The following is a 17222-nucleotide window of genomic DNA, read 5'->3' on the forward strand; positions in this document are numbered from 1 at the left end:
GGCACAACGGTTGGGTGGTGGTCCGGACCACCTGGTCCGGGTCGACGACCTCGATCGCCGATCGGGTGATCGAGGAGGGCGCCTCGCCGGACCGAGCCGTAGGGTTCCGGCGTGACCGATCTCTCCGTGACGGACCTGCCCCGCGCCGGGGTGGCCGAGACCGTGCGCCTGACCACCACGGGGGAGCGGACCGTGCGCGCCGTCGTCGACGCCGCGCTCGCGCGGATCCAGGCCCACGACGGGGGCCTCAACGCCGTCTCCCAGCTCCGCGCCGACCGCGCACGCAGCGACGCCGACCGGCTCGACGCCGCGCGGGCCGCCGGCGAGGCGCCCGGCCCGCTGCACGGCGTACCGGTCGTCATCAAGGAGGAGCTCGCGGTCGAGGGGCTCGTCACGACCTTCGGCGGGGAGGGGAACTCCACGCCGGCCGCCGCCGACGCCGAGGTCGTACGACGCCTGCGCGCCGCCGGGGCGGTCGTGGTCGCGACCACCACGATGCCGGAGTTCGGCGCCTGGCCCTTCACCGAGTCGGCCTCCAGGGGTTACACCCGCAACCCCTGGGACCGCACCCGCACGCCCGGCGGGTCCAGCGGCGGGACGGCCGCGGCGGTGGCCAGCGGCATGGTGCCGGTCGGCATGGGCGGCGACGGCGGCGGCTCGATCCGCATCCCGAGCGCCGCCTGCGGGCTCTTCGGCCTCAAGCCGCAGCGCGGCCGGGTCACCTCGGCCCCCGCCGACCAGCTGTGGTGGGCCCTCGGCACCGCCGGCCCGCTCGCCCGCTCGGTGCTCGACAGTGCGCTGGTCTACGACGTCGTCCGCGGCCACACCGAGGTCGACCGCTGGCGCGCCGGCGGCACGGATCCCTTCGCCGCGGCCGCGCGCCGCGAGCCCGGCCGGCTGCGGATCGGCTGGTCCACCAAGCCGGTGACCCGCGGCGTCCGGCCGGACCCGGTGCACGTCCAGGCCGTCCAGGACACCGCCCGCCTGCTCTCCGACCTCGGCCACGACGTCCGCGAGGTCGACCCGCACTACCCCGACCCGACCCTCGCCTTCGTGCCGCAGTTCTTCGGCGGCATCCGCGACGAGGCCGACGCCGTCGAGCACTTCTCCCGCCTCGAGCGGCGCACCCGCGAGACCTACCGCCTCGGCTCCTGGGTGACCCCGCGCGTGCTCGACCGGGCGCTCGCGGCCACCGAGAAGGTCGCCGCGAAGGCGAACCGGGTCTTCGATCACGTCGACGTCCTGCTCACCCCGGCCGTCGCCCACCGGCCGGCGCCCGTGGGGGTCCTCGACGGCAAGGGCACGGTGCGGTCCGCGCTCGCCGCGATGCCCGCGATCGCGTACGCCGCGTTGTGGAACGTCGCCGGGAACCCCGCCGCCTCGCTGCCGTGCGGCCCCGCCGCGGACGGCCTGCCGGTCGGGGTGCAGCTGGTCGGCCGCACCGACGACGAGCCCACGCTGCTCTCCCTCTCCGCGCAGGTCGAGGCCGCCCGGCCGTGGCCGCTCCTCGCCCCGGGGTACGCGGGATGAACCTGCTGCTCCAGACCCCGCTCGCGCTCGGCCGCCGCGTCCTCCGGCGGGAGAGCCCGCTCGCGGGCCGCACGGTCCTCGTCACCGGCGCCAGCTCGGGGATCGGCGAGGCCACGGCGTACGCCGTCGCGGAGCGCGGGGCCCGGGTGCTCCTCGTCGCCCGCCGCGCCGAGGAGCCCGATCGGGTCCGCGCGCGGATCGGGGAGGCGGCCTGGACCTATCCCTGCGACCTCACCGACGGCGACGCCGTCGACGCGCTGGTCAAGGAGGTGCTCGCCGAGCACGGCGCGGTGGACTACCTGGTCAACAATGCCGGCCGGTCGATCCGCCGCAGCCTGGCGCTGTCCTACGACCGGTTCCACGACGTGGAGCGGTCGATGGCGATCAACTTCCTCGGGCCGGTGCGGCTGACGCTCGGGCTGCTGCCGGCGATGCGCGAGCAGCGGTTCGGCCACGTCGTGAACATCGTGACCTGGGGCGTGCAGGTCAAGGCGCCGAAGTTCTCCGCCTACATCGCCTCCAAGTCCGCCCTCGACGCGTGGAGCCGGATCGCCGGGCGGGAGACGTTCTTCGAGAACGTCACCTTCACCAACATGCGCTTCTCGCTGGTGCAGACCCCGATGACCGCCCCGACCGAGGCGTACGCCGGCCGCGGCGCCACCGCCGAGCAGGCCGCCGCGAAGGTCGTCCGCGCGCTCGAGGACCGGCCGATCACCGTCGGCACGCTCGCCGGCTCGTTCGGCGAGGTGATCAACGTCGTCGCCCCGCGCGCCAGCGACGCGCTGCTCGCCACCCTCGACCGGGTCTTCGCGGACTCCGCCGCGGCGCGGGACGGCCGCGGCTCGACGGACCGGGCGGCCGACCGGCACTAGCCGGCGCGGCGGTTCATCAAGGTATGCAGACGAACCGTCACCTCCCTCGTGGAGCTCACCGGGGGGAGTGACGGTTCACCGACATACCTTGATGAAACGACCGCGGGACCACGGGGCAGCTCGCCTTCTCCGCACTAGCCGCCGTAGGAGAAGCGGAGCTCGGCGAAGAGCAGCTGGTTCACCCGCCGGCGCAGGTGGCGCAGGGTCTCCTCGGGCGGCAGCTCCAGCGGGGTCAGGTGGACGAAGCGCAGGGGCGTCTCGCCCCGGTCCGCGTTCGTCTCGAGCTCGATCCGGTCGTCGGGGCGGCGCGGCCACAGTGACGACCAGACGACCAGGCGCGGCTCGTCGGACTCGAGCACCTGCGGCACGACCTCGTCGGGGAGCAGCGCCGGGGCCAGCCAGGGCCGGGTCCCGGGCTCGTCCGGCGCGGCCAGGGAGCGCCACACCACGTGCGGTGGGGCGGGGAGCCTGCGTGCCCGCGTGCCGACGACCTCCACGCCGGTCACCGTAGGCCTCGGGGAGCTCGCGCTCGACGGGGTTTGCCGGATGCCGGCTCAGCTCGCCTTCTTGGCCGCCGTCTTCTTGGTGGTGCTCTTCTTCGCGGCCGACTTCTTGGCAGGAGCCTTCTTGGCGGTCGAGCTGCTCGACTTCTTCGCCGCGGTCTTCTTGGCGGGGGCCTTCTTCGCCGACGACTTCTTGGCGGCCGGCTTCTCGTCGGACTCCTCGGCTTCGGCGGCGTCGTCGGCGTCCTCGAGGTCGGAGGCGCGCGGCGCCTCCCCACGGGCGGTCTTGGCGGCGTCGACCGAGCGCTGGAGCGCGGCGAGCAGGTCGACCACCTCACCGGAGGACTTCGTCGAGGTGGGGGTGCGCTTGACCTCGCCGCCCTCGATCTTGGCCTTGACCAGCGACTCGACGGCCCCGGCGTAGTCGTCCTCGAAGTCCGCGGGGTCGAAGTCGCCGGCGAGGGTCTCCACGAGCATCGTGGCCATCTTGACCTCGGCGTCCTTGACCTCGCCGGTCTCGACGCTGAAGTCGGGGGTGCGCACCTCGTCGGGCCACATCATCGTCTGGAGCACGATCACGTCGTCGCGCACCCGCAGCACCGCGATCGTCGTGCGGTTGCGCAGCGCGACGGTGACCACCGCCATCCGGTCGGCGTCGAGCAGGGCCTGGCGCAGCAGGGCGTACGGCTTGGCGCCGGACTTCTCCGGCTCGAGGTAGTAGCTCTTCTCGAACAGCAGCGGGTCGATCTGGTCCGAGGGCACGAACTTCTCGACCGCGATCTCCCGCGAGGACGTCGACGGCAGCTCGGCGAGGTCGTCCTCGTCGAGGATGACCATCTCGCCGTCCTCGGTCTCATAGCCCTTGGCGATGTCGGAGTACGGCACCTCCTCGCCGTCGATCGAGCAGACCCGCTGGTACTTGATCCGCCCGCCGTCCTTGGCGTGGACCTGCCGGAAGGACACGTCGTGCGACTCGGTCGCCGCGTACAGCTTGACCGGCACGCTGACCAGGCCGAAGGAGACCGCGCCCTTCCAGATCGCTCGCATGGAGCCTCAGTATCCGGACTCAGGCCCGCCCACGCACGCGCCACGCCTCGAATGCCTCGGCCGAGGTGCGCGAGGGGGTGTGGCCGAAGACCGTCTTGAGCCGGTCGTTGGCCAGCACCGGCCGGTACTGGAGGAACCGCGTCTGCTCCGGTCCGTACGCCGTGAGCCCGAGCCGGCGACCGACCCGCAGCGCGGCGCGGAGCAGGGGCTCGGGCACGCTCAGCACCGGCCGGCCGAGCCGGGCGGCGATCTCGTCGATGGACAGTGCGCCGTCGCCGGCGACGTTGAAGATCCCGGTGACCGGGCCGGTGATGGCCCGCTGGATGATCGCCACCACGTCGGTGTCCCAGATGAAGACGAAGGGCGAGTCCGACCCACGGATCTTGAGCAACCGGGGCCGCTCGAACAGCGCGGTGATCTGGTTGTCGACGCTCTCGCCGAGGATGGTGCCGATCCGCAGCACCACCTGCTCGAGCTCGGGGTGGGTCGCGCGCAGCTCGGCGAGCATCTCCTCGACCTGGCGCTTGTGGTCGCTGTAGGCGAACTCGACGTTGCCGCGCACCGGGTCGTCCTCGGTCAGCCAGCCGCCGTGTGCGGCGCCGTTGTCGGGGTGGTAGCCGTACGCCGCCCCGCTGGAGGAGACCACGACGCGGCGCACGCCCGCAGCCAGGCACGCGTCGAGCACGTGGCGGGTGCCGTCGACGTCCACGGCGCGCTCCCGCTCGCGCGAGGAGTCCTTGCCCGGGGTGACGATCGAGGCGAGGTGCACCACCACGTCGGGCCGCGTCTCGGCGAGGGTGCGGTGGACGGCGGCGCGGTCGGTGACGTCGAGGACGACGTGGTCGACGCCGGGCACCGGCTGGGCCGGCACCCGCAGGTCGGCGCTGACGACACGATGGCCCGCACCGGCCAGCCCGCCGACGACCGAGGTGCCGAGGAAGCCGCTGCCGCCGGTGACCAGCACGCCCAGCACGCCCAGCGTGTCGGCGCGCGGGGCCTCGGGGGTGGTGTCGGGGGTGGGTGCGGTGCTCATACGGTCTCCAGCTCGCTCGTGGTCCGGGTGCTGCGCGCGCGCCACCACTGCGCGACGGCGAGCCCGGCGATGATGTCCCAGATGCCCCACCAGGCGGCGACCAGCGCCATCCCGCCGAGGCCGTCGAAGTAGGTGAAGACCAGCAGCAGACCGAGGCCGGCGTTGCGGATGCCGACCTCGAAGGTCATCGCCTTGGTGCTCGTCTCGGGCAGCCGCGTGGCCCGCGCGATGCCGTAGCCCAGGAGCAGGGCCAGGGCGTCGTGGAGGAGGACCGCGAGCAGCACGATGCCGATGTAGTCGAGGAAGATCGACCAGTTGTTGGCCACGCCCACCGCGATCACCGCGCCGAGCGCGAGGAACGAGAGCGGCCCGATCACGCGGTGGCCCGTGGCGGCGCCCCGCGGCCACAGCCGCTGGATGGCGATGCCGAGCGCGAAGGGCACGCCGATGACGAAGGCGATCTCCCCGAGCATGTCGGCGACCGAGAGCTCGATGTCCTCCAGCATCGCCTGGCCGGTCGGGTGCAGTCCGCCCCAGAAGCCCATGTTGAGCGGCATCAGGAAGATCGCCAGGACGTTGCCGACCGACGTCATCGACACCGACAGCGCCACGTCGCCGCCGGCGCGGTGGGTGAGGATGTTCGAGACGTTGCCCGGCGGGCAGCAGGCCACCAGGATCATGCCGAGCGCGACCGAGCCGCGCACGTCGAGCAGCAGTGTCAGCGCGAAGGTCAGCGCCGGCAGCAGCAGGAACTGCGCGAGCACCCCGATCGCGATCGTGCCGGGCCGCCGCAGGGCCGCGGTGAAGTCTCCCAGCCGGGTGTCCAGCGCGATGCCGAAGAGGATCGCGCCGATGACGATCTTCAGCGTCGTCAGCGACCCCTCCTCGAAGGCGATCCGGACGTTGTCGACGTCGGCGAGCAGCGCGGTCATCGCGACGTCCCGGCGGGCACGCCCTGCGCGGCGGCCGGAGGGCCGGCCAGCGCCTCGGTCTCCGCGCGCACCGCGCGGCGGTAGGCGTCCTTGTTGACGTAGTACGACATCCGCTCCAGCCCCAGGTAGCGGTAGCCGCCGGACAGGTCGGGGCGCGGGCCGGCGGCGCGGGCCTCGAGCGCGGCCGCCGCGGCCGGGTCGTCGCGGCGCGCCCGCAGGTACGCCGCCACCAGCTCGGCCTGCTCGTAGCGGCCCTGCCAGCCGATGCCGGAGGCCTCGATCATGCCGAGCACGAACAGGTCGCGGTGCGCGGGCGTGAAGATGTTGAGGTAGAGGTCCGGCGCGGTGCCCGGCCCGGCCCAGCGCAGCAGGGCGGGGTCGAGGAAGGGGTAGTGCAGCCGGTAGCCGGTTGCCAGCACCACCACGTCGTACGCCCCGCGGCTGCCGTCGCGGAACCGCACGCCGTCGCCGTCGAGACGCTCGACGTCGGGACGCACGGTGATGTCGCCGTGGCCGAGGTGGTGCAGCACCAGCGAGTTCACGACCGGGTGCGACTCGTAGATCTTGTGGTCGGGCTTGGGGAGGCCGAAGCGCACCGGGTCGCCGGTGAAGAGCTTGAGCAGTCGCGAGTCGATCGCCTGCTTGACCCGGGGCGGGAGCGGTCGGCCCTGGTTGAGGGTGTCGGCGGGCCGGCCCAGGACGTATTTGGGGACGAAGTGGTAGCCGCGGCGCACCGAGAGGTCGACGGAGGCGGCGTGGTGGACCGCGTCGACGGCGATGTCGCAGCCGGAGTTGCCGGCGCCGACGATCAGCACCCGCTTGCCGGCGAGGACCTGGGCGCGCTTGTAGACGCTGGTGTGGATCAGCTCGCCGTCGAAGCGCCCGGGCAGGGCGGGGACGTGGGGCTCGCTGAGGGTGCCATTGGCGACCAGGACGCCGGCGTGGTGAACGGTGCGCTCGCCGCCGGGGCCGGTGCTGGTGCTGGTGACCAGCATCCCGCCCCCGGGATGCGGCACGACGGCGGTGACCTCGGTGTGGAACCGGAAGCCCGGGACGAGGTCGAAGTGCGCGGCGAAGTCGCGGAAGTAGGCGAGCAGCTCGCGGTGGGAGGGGTAGTCGGGCGTCCCGGCGCGCATCGGGAACTCGCGGAACTCGGTGGTGTGCTTGGAGGAGATCAGGTGCGCGGACTCATAGACCGTGCTGCGCGGGGCGTCGATGTCCCACAGGCCGCCGACCCCGGGGCCGAGCTCGTAGCCCTCCCAGGCCAGGCCCTGGCGCTGCAGGTTGCGCGCGGCTGCCAGGCCGCTCGGGCCGGCGCCGATCACGGCGTAGGTCTGCTCCACATGTGCTCCTTCGACGAGTGCCTGACCGGCGGTCATTCTTTTGCAACCTGGTAGAGAAAGTGCAAATTGACATGGCGGGTCCGAGGACCGGTGTGCGCTGCGTGAGGAGTACCACATCCACCGCTGCGGGGCCTCCCCGTCGAGACCACCGTGCGGTTGGTCGACCGGCGCCGCCGCTGACACTGCCGCCGGGTGCTCTCGCGCGGCGTGGCGAGGGTGAGGCGGGGGCCATGGGCAAGGATGACCCCATGCGCCCCATGCTCGCCACCAAGGGCACCTCGGTGCCGACCGGCGCGGAGTGGGCCCACGAGGTCAAGTGGGACGGCGTGCGGATCCTTGCCGAGGTGACCCGCGAGGGACGCACCCGGCTCACCAGCCGCAACGACAACGACGTGACGGCGGCCTGGCCCGACGTCGCCGAGCCGCCGCCCGGCGCCCGCGACCTGCTCGTCGACGGGGAGATCATCGCCCTCAACGAGCAGGGCCTGCCGGACTTCCGCGTGCTCCAGGACCGGATGCACGTGCGCAAGGCGACGACGGCCGCGCGCCTCGCGGACAGCGTGCCGGCGACGTACATGGTCTTCGACCTGCTCCGCCTCGACGGGGAGGACCTGATGGACCGCCCCCTCGACGAGCGGCGCGCCCGCCTCGCCGACCTCGGCCTGACCGGCTGGCAGGTGCCCGCGTCGTACGACGACGGCGCGATGCTGCTCGACGCGACCCGCCAGCAGGGGCTCGAGGGGATCGTCAGCAAGCGCCGGTCGAGCCGCTACACCCCGGAGGTGCGCTCGCCGCACTGGTTGAAGTTCGCCCACCGCCACCGGCTGTCCTACGTGGTGGGCGGGTGGCGGCCGACCGAGGGCACCACCCGTCTCGGGGCGCTGCTGGTGGGGGAGCCGACCGCGGACGGGCTGCTCTACCGGGGCCGCGTCGGCAGCGGCATCGGCGGGCGGGTCAGCGCCGCACTGGCCGAGGCGCTGGCGCCGCACGCGCGGGCGACCAGCCCCTTCGCCGACGAGGTCCCGCGCGTGGACGCGAAGGGGACGCACTGGGTCGAGCCGGTGCTCGTCGTCGACATCGACACCCACCACACCTCGCGGGCCCAGCGGCTGCGCCAGCCGTCGTACCAGGGCCTGCGCACCGACCTCACCCCCGAGGACGTCCTCGCCGACCAGGGAGGGAGCGACCGATGAGCCCGGAGCGGCAGGAGGTCGCCGTCGAGGTCGACGGCCGCCGGCTGCGGATCAGCAGCCTGGACAAGGTGCTCTACCCGGCGACGGGGACGACCAAGGGCGAGGTGCTCCACTACTACGCCCAGGTCGCGCCGGTGATGCTGCCGCACCTCGCCGACCGCGCGGTGACCCGGATCCGCTGGCCGCACGGGGTGCAGGACGGCAGCTTCTTCGAGAAGAACGTGCCCGCCGGCGCGCCGTCGTGGGTGCGCACCGCGACGGTGCCGACCACCGGCAGCCGCGGCAGCTCCCGCAACGGCGACAAGATCGTCTTCCCCGTCGTGGAGGACCTCGCGACGCTCACCTGGCTGGTCAACCTCGCCGCGCTCGAGCTGCACGTGCACCAGTGGACCGTCGGTCGCAACGGCCGCCCCCGCAACGCCGACCGGCTGGTCATCGACCTCGACCCCGGCGAGCCCGCCGGCCTGCACGAGTGCTGCCAGGTGGCGCTGATGGTCCGCGAGGCGCTCGCCGAGCGGGACCTGGACTGCAAGCCGGTCACCAGCGGCAGCAAGGGGCTCCACCTCTACGCCGACCTCCCGGGGCGGATGCCGTCGGAGGGCTCCACGGCGCTGGCCAAGGAGGTCGCCGAGACCCTCCAGAAGCAGCACCCCACCCTCGTCACGGCCACGATGACCAAGGCCCGCCGCTCGGGGAAGGTCTTCCTCGACTGGTCCCAGAACGCCGCGTCCAAGACGACGATCTCGCCCTACTCCCTGCGCGGGCGCGAGCGGCCCACCGTCGCCACGCCGGTCACCTGGGCCGAGGTCGAGGAGGGCGCGGAGGACGAGGAGGGGCTCCGCCAGTTCCGGTACGACGAGGTGCTCGACCGGGTCGCGGACCTCGGCGACCTCTTCGCGACCGACTGAGGGCGCCCGAGCCACATGTGTCGGACTGTTACCCGATTGTGTGGCCGGGGAGGAGCGGGCGTGACCCCCGCGTGCCCGCCCCACCCCTAGCGTCGGGCGTGGCCGGTCGGGGGGATCGGCGCGCGCAGCACAGCCCCGGGGGCATCTGATGACAACACTCACCGCACCGCCGACCGTGACCACCCAGCCGAGCGTGACCGCGCCGCCCGGCCTCACCGCCCGGCCCGCACCCGGCTCCCGCGGGCTCCGCTCCAGGCTCCGGACCCGGCTCCTGACGGCGCTCGCCGTGGTCGCGGCCCTCGGCGGGCTCGCGGTCGTCGCCGACCTGCCGCTCCACGGCTCCCCGGACGCCGGGGCCGGGGTCAGCCTGGTCGCGGCCGACGCACGCACGGCGACCCTCTCGGTCGCCGCGCTCGCGCCCGGGGACACCGTCACCCGCACGGTCACCATCGCCAACGACGACCCCGCGCGGGCCCGGCTGACCTTCACCGAGACCGGCGACCCGGCGACGTACGCCGCGGGCCGGTTGGAGCTGCGGATCGAGCACGACGGGCGCGAGGTGTACGCCGGCACGTTCGGCGGCCTCGCCGACTACCCGCTCGACGCCGGCTGGCTGGAGCCGGGCGCGTCGGCGACGTACTCCTTCGTGGTCTCGCTGCCCGCCGACGCCCCGGCCGCCGGGGCCGGGACGGGCACCGCGACCGCGTCCTACTCCTGGGTGACCGACTGAGGCCCGAGGGGCCGCCGGGCGTCGTTGTGGAGTAGGCCACCCGTCGGCCCCCGTGGCCTCTATGCTCATCGCCATGGGTCACCGGGTTCTGGTCGTCGAGGACGAGGAGGACATCGCGTTCCCCCTCGTCCGGACGCTGGAGCGCGAGGGTTACGAGGTCGGCTGGGTCGACACCGGCGAGAAGGCGCTCGCCGAGCTCGAGGGCCGCCCCGCCGACGTGGTGATCCTCGACCTCGGGCTGCCCGACGTCGACGGCCTCGAGGTGTGCCGCCGGGCCCGTGACGCCGGCTTCGACGGCGCGATCATGATCGTCACCGCCCGCGCCGGCGAGCTGGACCGCGTGGTCGGGCTCGACTACGGCGCCGACGACTACCTCTCCAAGCCCTTCGGCCTCGCCGAGCTCCAGGCCCGGGTCCGCGCGCTGCTGCGCCGCACCGCGGGCACCCGCGAGACGATCCCGGTCGACGGGGTGCTGCGCATCGACGTCGCCGCACGCCGGGTCTACTCCGGGGAGGACGAGGTGCCGCTGACCGGCAAGGAGTTCGACGTCCTCAGCATCCTCGCCGCCAACCGCGACAAGGTGGTCTCCCGCGGCCGGCTGATGGCCGACGTGTGGGACGAGAACTGGTACGGCTCCACCAAGACCCTCGACGTCACCATCGGCCGCCTCCGGCAGAAGCTGGAGAGCCAGGGCGTCTCGGACCGGGTCGTCGCCGTGCGCGGCGTCGGGTTCCGGCTCGAGGGCGCTGCTCCCGAGGCCTGAGTCAGCCCGCCAGGAACGACGAGACCAGCCGGCCGACCTCGGCGGGCCGCTCGAGCTGGAGGAAGTGCCCGGCGCCCTCGACGAGCACCGCGCCGGCCCGCTCCGCGATCCGCGGGTGGAGGCACCCGTCCTGCGCGCCGTGCAGGGTCAGCGCCGGCACGGTCGGCGTGCCGGTCCAGGTGCGGTGCCAGTCGCGGTACGCCGCCTCGACCTGCCAGGGGCGGGTCACGGCCCGGTAGTAGCCCAGCGCCGCGGACCGGTGGGCGGGTTCCCGCAGGGAGGCCAGCACCCGCTCGAGGTCCTCGCCGGCGTCGTACCCCGGTGACCAGGCGGCCCACAGGTGCCGCACCAGCCGCTCGAACGTGCGCTCGGGCAGGACGGGGAGCTGGTTGAACAGCGTGTACCAGCTCATCGTGGCCTGCCGGGCCAGCACGAGCGGCCCGCCGCGGGTGATAGCGGTCAGCGGCGGGACGGCCATCGCGACGACCCGGGCGTACGGCGAGCGGGGGTGCGCGCCGAGGGCGTTCGCGGTGATCGCGCCCCAGTCGTGGCCCACGAGCACCGCGCGGTCGTCGCCGCCGAGCGCGTCGTGCACGCCGACGGCGTCGGCCATCAGCGCCGCGACGTGCAGGTCGCCGTCGCGGGGGAGGCCCGAGGGGGCGTAGCCGCGGGTGTGCGGCGCGACGACGCGCCAGCCCTGCTCGGCGAGCACCGGGCCGAGGTGGCGCCAGGTCCAGGCGGTGTCGGGGAAGCCGTGGAGCAGCACCGCGAGCGGCCCGTCCGGTGGCCCCCACGCGAGGCAGGAGAGCGTGACGGCGGGGAGGGGGACCTCGAGGGTCTCGGGGCTCACCCGCGCCAGGGTAGGGGTCGGCTCAGGGGTGCGACCAGGGTCGGCTCCGAGCGGTTCCCCGATGTGCCGGCGCGCCGCCGCGGCGAGGCTCGGAACATGATCGAAGTCCGAGCTCTCACCAAGGTCTACGGCGGCTTCCGGGCCGTCGACGACGTCACGTTCCGCGCCGAGGAGGGCCGGGTCACCGGCTTCCTCGGCCCCAACGGCGCCGGGAAGTCCACCACCATGCGCGTCATGGTCGGGCTGACCCCGCCGACCAGCGGGTCCGTCACCATCGACGGTCGCCGCTTCGCCGACCTTCCCAACCCCGGCCTCGAGGTGGGCGTGCTCCTCGACGCCTCCGCCCAGCACGCCGGCCGCACCGGCCGGGAGATCCTCACCCTCGCGCAGCAGACGATGGGGCTGCCGCGGCGCCGCGTCGAGGAGATGCTCGAGCTGGTCAGCCTGAGCCCGGCGGAGTCCCGGCGCCGGGTGAAGGACTACTCCCTCGGCATGCGCCAGCGGCTCGGCATCGCGACCGCCCTCATCGGCGACCCGCAGGTGCTGGTGCTCGACGAGCCCGCCAACGGCCTCGACCCGGCCGGCATCCGCTGGATGCGCGACCTGCTGCGGGGCTACGCCGACCGCGGCGGCACCGTGCTGCTCTCCTCCCACCTGCTCCACGAGATCGAGGTCGTCGCCGACGACCTGGTCGTGATCGGCCAGGGCCGGATCGTCGCGCAGGGGACGAAGGCGGCGCTGCTGGCCGCCGCCGGCACGCTCGTCCGGGCGCACGCGCTCGACGACCTGGCCGGCGCGCTGGCGGCCGCCGGCCTGGCGGTCACCGCCCTCGGGTCGGGCGCCCTGCGCGTCGACGCCGAGACCGAGCAGGTGGGCGCGCTGGCCCACGCCGCCGGCGTACCGCTCCTGGAGCTGCGCGCCGCCGACGGCGCCGGCCTGGAGGAGATGTTCCTCGAGCTCACCGCCGAGACCGCCCGTGAAGGAGTCGCAGCATGACCGCCCTGACCACCCGCCTCGCCGGATCCACCGGATCCGCCGGATCCGCCGGATCCACCGAGCCCACCGAGCCCGCCGGGACCGCCGCCCCGGGGGCGACCCGCCCCGCTCCCGCCCCGATCCCGTTGGCCCGGCTGGCCAGGGTCGAGCTGCGCAAGATGTTCGACACCCGCTCGGGCTTCTGGCTGATGGCGAGCATCGGGATCCTCGCCGTGCTCGCTACCGCGGCCACGATCGTCTTCGCGCCGGACTCGGCGATCACCTACGAGTCGTTCGCCAGCGCGATCGGCTTCCCGATGGCGGTGATCCTGCCGATCATCGCGATCCTCTCGGTCACCGGCGAGTGGAGCCAGCGCAACGGGCTGACCACGTTCACCCTCGTTCCGAGCCGTGGACGCGTCATCTGGACCAAGGCGCTGGTCGCGGTCGGCGTGGCGGTGGTCTCCATGGTCGTCGCCGCCTCCATCGGCACCCTGGGCAACCTGCTCGGCTCGACGATCAACGGCACCGACCCCGTCTGGGACGTCTCGGCGGTCGCGCTCGCGCAGATCTTCCTCGCCAACGTGCTCGGCCTGCTCGTCGGCTTCATGCTCGGCGTGGTGATCCGGTCCTCGGCGCCCGCGATCGTGGCCTACTTCGTCTACTCCGCGCTGCTGCCCACCGTCCTCGGGATGCTCGCGGCGTTCCAGGACTGGTTCGCCGACCTCCAGCCCTGGGTCGACTTCAACTACGCCCAGACCGCTCTCTTCGACGACGCGATGACCGGCGAGCAGTGGACGCAGCTCGCCGTCACCGGCGTGGTGTGGCTGGTGGTCCCGACGGCGTACGGCGTCTGGCGGGTGCTGCGGTCGGAGGTCAAGTAGCCGGTCCCGCCGGCCCTCTGCCGGGTCGTGTGCCTGACGACGCGCTCGCGCGCGTCCTCGGGCACACGACCCCGCTCGCCGTCGGCGCTGCCGGGGGGGCCAGAGGTCATGGGTGCCTTGGGCCTTTCTCCCTAGTCCGCGTCCAGGCCGCCGGCTCACGCTGGCCCGGATGACCCGGGCCCTCGACCCCTCCGCTCCGCCGGTGGAGCACGGGCCCTCCCTGGAGGAGGCAGCGTGATCGACTTTCGACGCGGGACCGTCATGACGGTCGTGGGTGTGGTGGCGGCAGCGGGTCTGTCCGTCACGGGCGCGAGCCGGGTCCCGGCGGCGGCGGACCCGCCGACGGGCGGAACCACGGTCGTCACCGAGACCTTCACCGGCACCTCGGTGGAGGATCCGGCCTGGACGGCTCAGGGCGACGCATGCCTGACCGGTGCTCGCACGGCGCCGCCGGCGGGGGCCGCCCAGATCCCCACCTGCGCGGCGCACCGGACCGGTCCCGTGCCGGGGCTCGGGGTCACCCCGGGCTACCTGCAGCTGACCGACACGAGCACCCAGACCGCCGGCAGTGTGCTGTACAACCGACCGATCCCCGCCACCGCCGGCGTGACCATCACCTTCGACCAGTTCCAGTACGGCGGCACCGGGGCCGACGGCATCGGGTTCTTCCTCGTCGACGGCTCCACCGACCTGACGGAGACCGGCGGGGCGGGCGGCAGCCTGGGCTATGCCCAGCGCCGCACGCAGGACCTCAACGAGCCCGGCGTCGTCGGTGGCGTGCTCGGCGTCGGTCTGGACGCCTACGGCAACTTCTACGACGACGGCGAGGCCCGCGGGGCGGGGTGTCCCGAGGCTCAGCGCTCCCCGTCGACCGCGGAGGGCGCCGTCGCGCCCCACGTGATCACCCTGCGCGGCCCGGGCGAGGGCTCCACCGGCTACTGCTACCTCGCCTCCACGACGCCCGCGAACCCCGCCGACCCGGACGATCCCGGCACCACGCTCAACGGAGGCACGGGCACGCTCCGCGCCGGCACCCGCAACGCGTCGTGGCGGCAGGTGAACATCACGGTGACCCCGGCGCCGAACCCCCGGGTGGTCGTCCAGATCCGCCACAATCCCGGCGTCGCCGGTGACCCGTGGATCACCGAGCTCGACATCCCGGCCCCGCAGGGCCTGCCGAGCACCTACAAGTTCGGGCTCTCCGGCTCCACCGGCGGCCTGACCGACGTCCACCTGATCCGCAACGCCGTGGTCCGCTCGGTCAACCCCCTAGCGGCGCTGCAGCTGGAGAAGCAGGTCGACCGTGCCGCCGGGACCCTCCCCGCCATCATCACCGCCGGGACGGTCATTCCCTACCAGTACACCGTCACCAACGCCGGGCAGGAGGACCTCTCGGCCCTCTCCATCGCCGACGACACCATCGACGGCCCGATCACCTGCGAGGCCACCACGTTGACCCCGGCGCCGGCGCCCGGATCGACCACGGTGTGCCGCGGCACCTACACCGTCACCGCAGCCGACGTCGAGGCCGGTGAGGTCGTCAACATCGCGACGGCCACCGCGCGCAACCCCGACGACGATCCCGTCACCTCGCCGGAGGCGACCGTCACCGTCCCCCTCGTCTCCCGGCTGGACCTGGACAAGAGCGTCGTGACACCGGCGCCCTACGAGGACGGCCAGGAGGTCGAGTACCTCTACACCGTGACCAACACCGGCGGGTCCACCATCACCAACCTCGCCGTCACCGACGACCGGGTCACCTCCGAGGCGCTCCTGTGCGCGGTGAACGTGCTCGCCCCCGGGGCCTCGACGACGTGCACCGGTACCTACACCGTCGATGTCACGCAGACCGACCCGTCGGGGAGCATCGTCAACACCGCGGTCGCCACGGGTGACACGCCGGCGGGCCAGGAGGTGACGTCGCCCGAGGCCCAGGCCAGCATCGGGATCAACACCGACATCGCCGTCACCAAGACCGTCGACGATCCCCAGCCGTCCCTCGGCGACACCGTCACCTTCACCGTGACCGCGACCAACAACGGACCCGCGATCGCCAGCGACGTCGTCATCACCGACCAGCTCCCCGACGGCCTCACGCTGCTGACCTCGAGCACCGCCGGCACGCAGCCGTCGACGTACGCCGCCGGCAGCGGCGCGTGGTCCATCCCTGCCCTGGCCGTCGGCAACTCCGTGGAGCTCACGATCACCGCCCGGGTCGACACCGTCGGCCCGCTCGCCAACACCGCCTCCCTCGCCAGCCTGGCCCAGATCGACATCAACCCGGCCAACGACACCGACACCGCGACCCTGAACGGCGTGGAGAACCCGGCGCTGGAGATCCGCAAGACCGCTCGGCCGCGCAGCGTCAGCGCCGCCGGGCAGCGGATCCGGTACACGTTCCGCGTCACCAACACCGGCGACGTCCCGCTCAGCGCCGTCGAGATCCTCGAGGACCGCTTCACCGGAGCCGGTGAGCTGCCGACCCCGACCTGCCCGCCGTCGGCGAGCAGTCTCGCGCCGGGCGCCAGCATCCGGTGCACGACCGTGTACGTCGTCACCGCGGCCGACCTGTCTGCGGGGCGGCTGCGCAACGTCGCGCGGGCGACGGGCGACGACCCGCTCGGCGAGCCGACGTCCTCGCCCCCCGACGGCGCGGTGGTCGAGGTGGAGCCGCCGCCGGCCCAGCCGGCGATCCGGACCCGCACCTCCGACAAGCGGGTGCGGCCGGGGGAGCGCTTCTACGACCGTGTCCGGCTGACCGGTCTCGCGCGCGGCACGTCGGTCCCCGCGACCGCCCGCCTCCACGGCCCCTTCGCCTCCCGCGCGGCCGCCACCTGCCGTCCCTCGACCGTGGCGCGCACGGTCAGGTGGCGGGCGGGCTCCGGCTGGAGCCGTACGCCGGCGGTGCGGATCGCTGCTCCCGGCGTCTACACCTGGCGGGTGACCACCCGGGCGACTTCTGCCAACCGCTCGGCAACCAGCCGGTGCGGCCTGGCCGCGGAGACGACGACCGTCGCGAAGCCGTCGTACGGCGTGCCGGTGGTCAACGGCGGCTTCTCGGGCATCCTCCCGGGAGCCGGGCTCGAACGAGGTGTGCCGACGAGGGTGCGGGCGAGGGGGTTCGGCCTGGACGCGCCGGTCGTCCCGACCGCGGTCGTCCGGGGCGAGATGAGGCTCTCCGGGAACGTCGGTGTCACGAGCTGGCTGCGCCGGTCGGCGAGGTACGGCGACACGATCGGCGCCACGGTCGTGGCCGGCCACGTGTCGGACCGGAGCGACCGGCCCGGGGCCATGTGGGGTCTGCGTCGAGCCGAGCGCGGTCAGGTGGTGACCGTGGCCAGGGGAAGCCGGACGTACCGCTACCGGGTGGTCCGCACGGCGACGTACGAGCGGACCCGGCGGCTGCCGCGCCGGTTCTTCTCGACCACCGGGGCGCACCGGCTGGTGCTGATCAGCTGCAGCGACCGCGTCGTCAACTCCGCCGGACGTTTCCACTACACGAAGAGCAAGGTGGTCGTGGCCGTGCCCGTCCGCGCGCGGAAGAACGGGTGAGGCGAGCAGGCCGAGCGCCCCGGAGACGGCCCCGGCCCGTCGAGGACTCAAGGACCCGAGGACTCGAGGACCGGGGCTCGGGGGTGGAGCAGCGGCTGCAGCGCTCG

15 protein-coding genes are annotated in these 17222 nt (G+C 73.7%); 9 read left to right on the top strand and 6 right to left on the bottom strand.

Annotated features, from left to right (window positions below; all coding sequences use genetic code 11):
• The first annotated feature begins 111 nt into the window (after positions 1–111).
• Positions 112–1530, top strand: coding sequence for an amidase (locus HPC71_RS05415; protein ID WP_253943913.1), 1419 nt, complete (start codon positions 112–114; stop codon positions 1528–1530).
• Entirely contained in the window at positions 1527–2402 is an 876-nt protein-coding gene (locus HPC71_RS05420; RefSeq protein ID WP_154614094.1) for an SDR family NAD(P)-dependent oxidoreductase, read from the top strand. Before HPC71_RS05415 ends, HPC71_RS05420 begins: the two co-directional genes overlap by 4 nt.
• Positions 2403–2536: 134 nt before the next feature.
• On the opposite strand, the gene HPC71_RS05425 is transcribed toward HPC71_RS05420, so the two are convergent.
• The 5 genes from HPC71_RS05425 to HPC71_RS05445 are packed head-to-tail and all read right to left on the bottom strand — an operon-like array spanning position 2537 to position 7260.
• On the bottom strand, positions 2537–2899 hold the full coding sequence (locus HPC71_RS05425; RefSeq protein WP_171896247.1) for a hypothetical protein: 363 nt from the start codon (positions 2897–2899) through the stop codon (positions 2537–2539).
• Between the two features lie 57 nt (positions 2900–2956).
• The gene (gene ku / locus HPC71_RS05430; protein WP_154614095.1) at positions 2957–3952 is read right to left on the bottom strand and encodes a non-homologous end joining protein Ku; all 996 of its coding nucleotides are present in this window, start codon (positions 3950–3952) and stop codon (positions 2957–2959) included.
• A 19-nt stretch (positions 3953–3971) separates the two neighbouring features.
• Positions 3972–4985, bottom strand: a complete 1014-nt coding sequence (locus HPC71_RS05435; protein WP_154614097.1) for an SDR family oxidoreductase — start codon at positions 4983–4985, stop codon at positions 3972–3974.
• Positions 4982–5917, bottom strand: a complete 936-nt coding sequence (locus HPC71_RS05440) for a bile acid:sodium symporter family protein (protein WP_154614099.1) — start codon at positions 5915–5917, stop codon at positions 4982–4984. The genes HPC71_RS05435 and HPC71_RS05440 overlap by 4 nt, the downstream gene beginning before the upstream one ends.
• Positions 5914–7260, bottom strand: coding sequence for a flavin-containing monooxygenase (locus HPC71_RS05445; RefSeq protein WP_216656556.1), 1347 nt, complete (start codon positions 7258–7260; stop codon positions 5914–5916). The genes HPC71_RS05440 and HPC71_RS05445 overlap by 4 nt, the downstream gene beginning before the upstream one ends.
• A gap of 248 nt (positions 7261–7508) precedes the next feature.
• Here HPC71_RS05445 and ligD (HPC71_RS05450) point away from each other — a divergent pair, with 248 nt between their 5' ends.
• The 4 genes from ligD (HPC71_RS05450) to HPC71_RS05465 all read left to right on the top strand — a co-directional run bounded on the left by ligD (HPC71_RS05450) (position 7509) and on the right by HPC71_RS05465 (position 10854).
• Positions 7509–8453: a non-homologous end-joining DNA ligase gene (gene ligD / locus HPC71_RS05450; protein WP_154614103.1), complete on the top strand. Its 945-nt coding sequence runs from the start codon at positions 7509–7511 to the stop codon at positions 8451–8453.
• Complete coding sequence (gene ligD, locus HPC71_RS05455; RefSeq protein ID WP_154614105.1) at positions 8450–9361, top strand: non-homologous end-joining DNA ligase; 912 nt, start codon at positions 8450–8452, stop codon at positions 9359–9361. Before ligD (HPC71_RS05450) ends, ligD (HPC71_RS05455) begins: the two co-directional genes overlap by 4 nt.
• Positions 9362–9509: 148 nt before the next feature.
• Positions 9510–10091: a hypothetical protein gene (locus HPC71_RS05460; protein WP_154614107.1), complete on the top strand. Its 582-nt coding sequence runs from the start codon at positions 9510–9512 to the stop codon at positions 10089–10091.
• 73 nt (positions 10092–10164) lie between these two features.
• Positions 10165–10854 carry a response regulator transcription factor gene (locus HPC71_RS05465; protein ID WP_154614109.1) on the top strand — a complete coding sequence of 230 codons (690 nt, stop codon included), beginning with the start codon at positions 10165–10167 and terminating at the stop codon, positions 10852–10854.
• 1 nt (position 10855) lies between these two features.
• On the opposite strand, the gene HPC71_RS05470 is transcribed toward HPC71_RS05465, so the two are convergent.
• Positions 10856–11704 carry an alpha/beta fold hydrolase gene (locus HPC71_RS05470; RefSeq protein ID WP_171896249.1) on the bottom strand — a complete coding sequence of 283 codons (849 nt, stop codon included), beginning with the start codon at positions 11702–11704 and terminating at the stop codon, positions 10856–10858.
• A gap of 96 nt (positions 11705–11800) precedes the next feature.
• Between HPC71_RS05470 and HPC71_RS05475 the strand changes: the two genes are divergently transcribed.
• The 3 genes from HPC71_RS05475 (at position 11801) to HPC71_RS21160 (ending at position 17115) form a co-directional block, all read left to right on the top strand.
• Positions 11801–12700 carry an ABC transporter ATP-binding protein gene (locus tag HPC71_RS05475; protein ID WP_154614111.1) on the top strand — a complete coding sequence of 300 codons (900 nt, stop codon included), beginning with the start codon at positions 11801–11803 and terminating at the stop codon, positions 12698–12700.
• The gene (locus HPC71_RS05480) at positions 12697–13563 is read left to right on the top strand and encodes an ABC transporter permease subunit (protein WP_230084070.1); all 867 of its coding nucleotides are present in this window, start codon (positions 12697–12699) and stop codon (positions 13561–13563) included. The genes HPC71_RS05475 and HPC71_RS05480 overlap by 4 nt, the downstream gene beginning before the upstream one ends.
• A gap of 234 nt (positions 13564–13797) precedes the next feature.
• Positions 13798–17115: a DUF7507 domain-containing protein gene (locus HPC71_RS21160; RefSeq protein WP_154616783.1), complete on the top strand. Its 3318-nt coding sequence runs from the start codon at positions 13798–13800 to the stop codon at positions 17113–17115.
• Positions 17116–17222: the final 107 nt, after the last annotated feature.

Origin of the sequence: Nocardioides marmotae (assembly GCF_013177455.1) — a bacterium.
Lineage (GTDB): Bacteria > Actinomycetota > Actinomycetes > Propionibacteriales > Nocardioidaceae > Nocardioides > Nocardioides marmotae.

Excerpts from the sequence above, each read along its gene's own strand:
- HPC71_RS05475 (WP_154614111.1), top strand. The coding sequence starts at position 11,801 with ATGATCGAAGTCCGAGCTCTCACCAAGGTCTACGGCGGCTTCCGGGCC.
- ku (WP_154614095.1), bottom strand. The coding sequence starts at position 3,952 with ATGCGAGCGATCTGGAAGGGCGCGGTCTCCTTCGGCCTGGTCAGCGTG.
- ligD (WP_154614103.1), top strand. The coding sequence starts at position 7,509 with ATGCGCCCCATGCTCGCCACCAAGGGCACCTCGGTGCCGACCGGCGCG.
- HPC71_RS05480 (WP_230084070.1), top strand. The coding sequence starts at position 12,697 with ATGACCGCCCTGACCACCCGCCTCGCCGGATCCACCGGATCCGCCGGA.
- HPC71_RS05465 (WP_154614109.1), top strand. The coding sequence starts at position 10,165 with ATGGGTCACCGGGTTCTGGTCGTCGAGGACGAGGAGGACATCGCGTTC.
- HPC71_RS05460 (WP_154614107.1), top strand. The coding sequence starts at position 9,510 with ATGACAACACTCACCGCACCGCCGACCGTGACCACCCAGCCGAGCGTG.
- HPC71_RS05440 (WP_154614099.1), bottom strand. The coding sequence starts at position 5,917 with ATGACCGCGCTGCTCGCCGACGTCGACAACGTCCGGATCGCCTTCGAG.
- HPC71_RS05420 (WP_154614094.1), top strand. The coding sequence starts at position 1,527 with ATGAACCTGCTGCTCCAGACCCCGCTCGCGCTCGGCCGCCGCGTCCTC.
- ligD (WP_154614105.1), top strand. The coding sequence starts at position 8,450 with ATGAGCCCGGAGCGGCAGGAGGTCGCCGTCGAGGTCGACGGCCGCCGG.
- HPC71_RS05435 (WP_154614097.1), bottom strand. The coding sequence starts at position 4,985 with ATGAGCACCGCACCCACCCCCGACACCACCCCCGAGGCCCCGCGCGCC.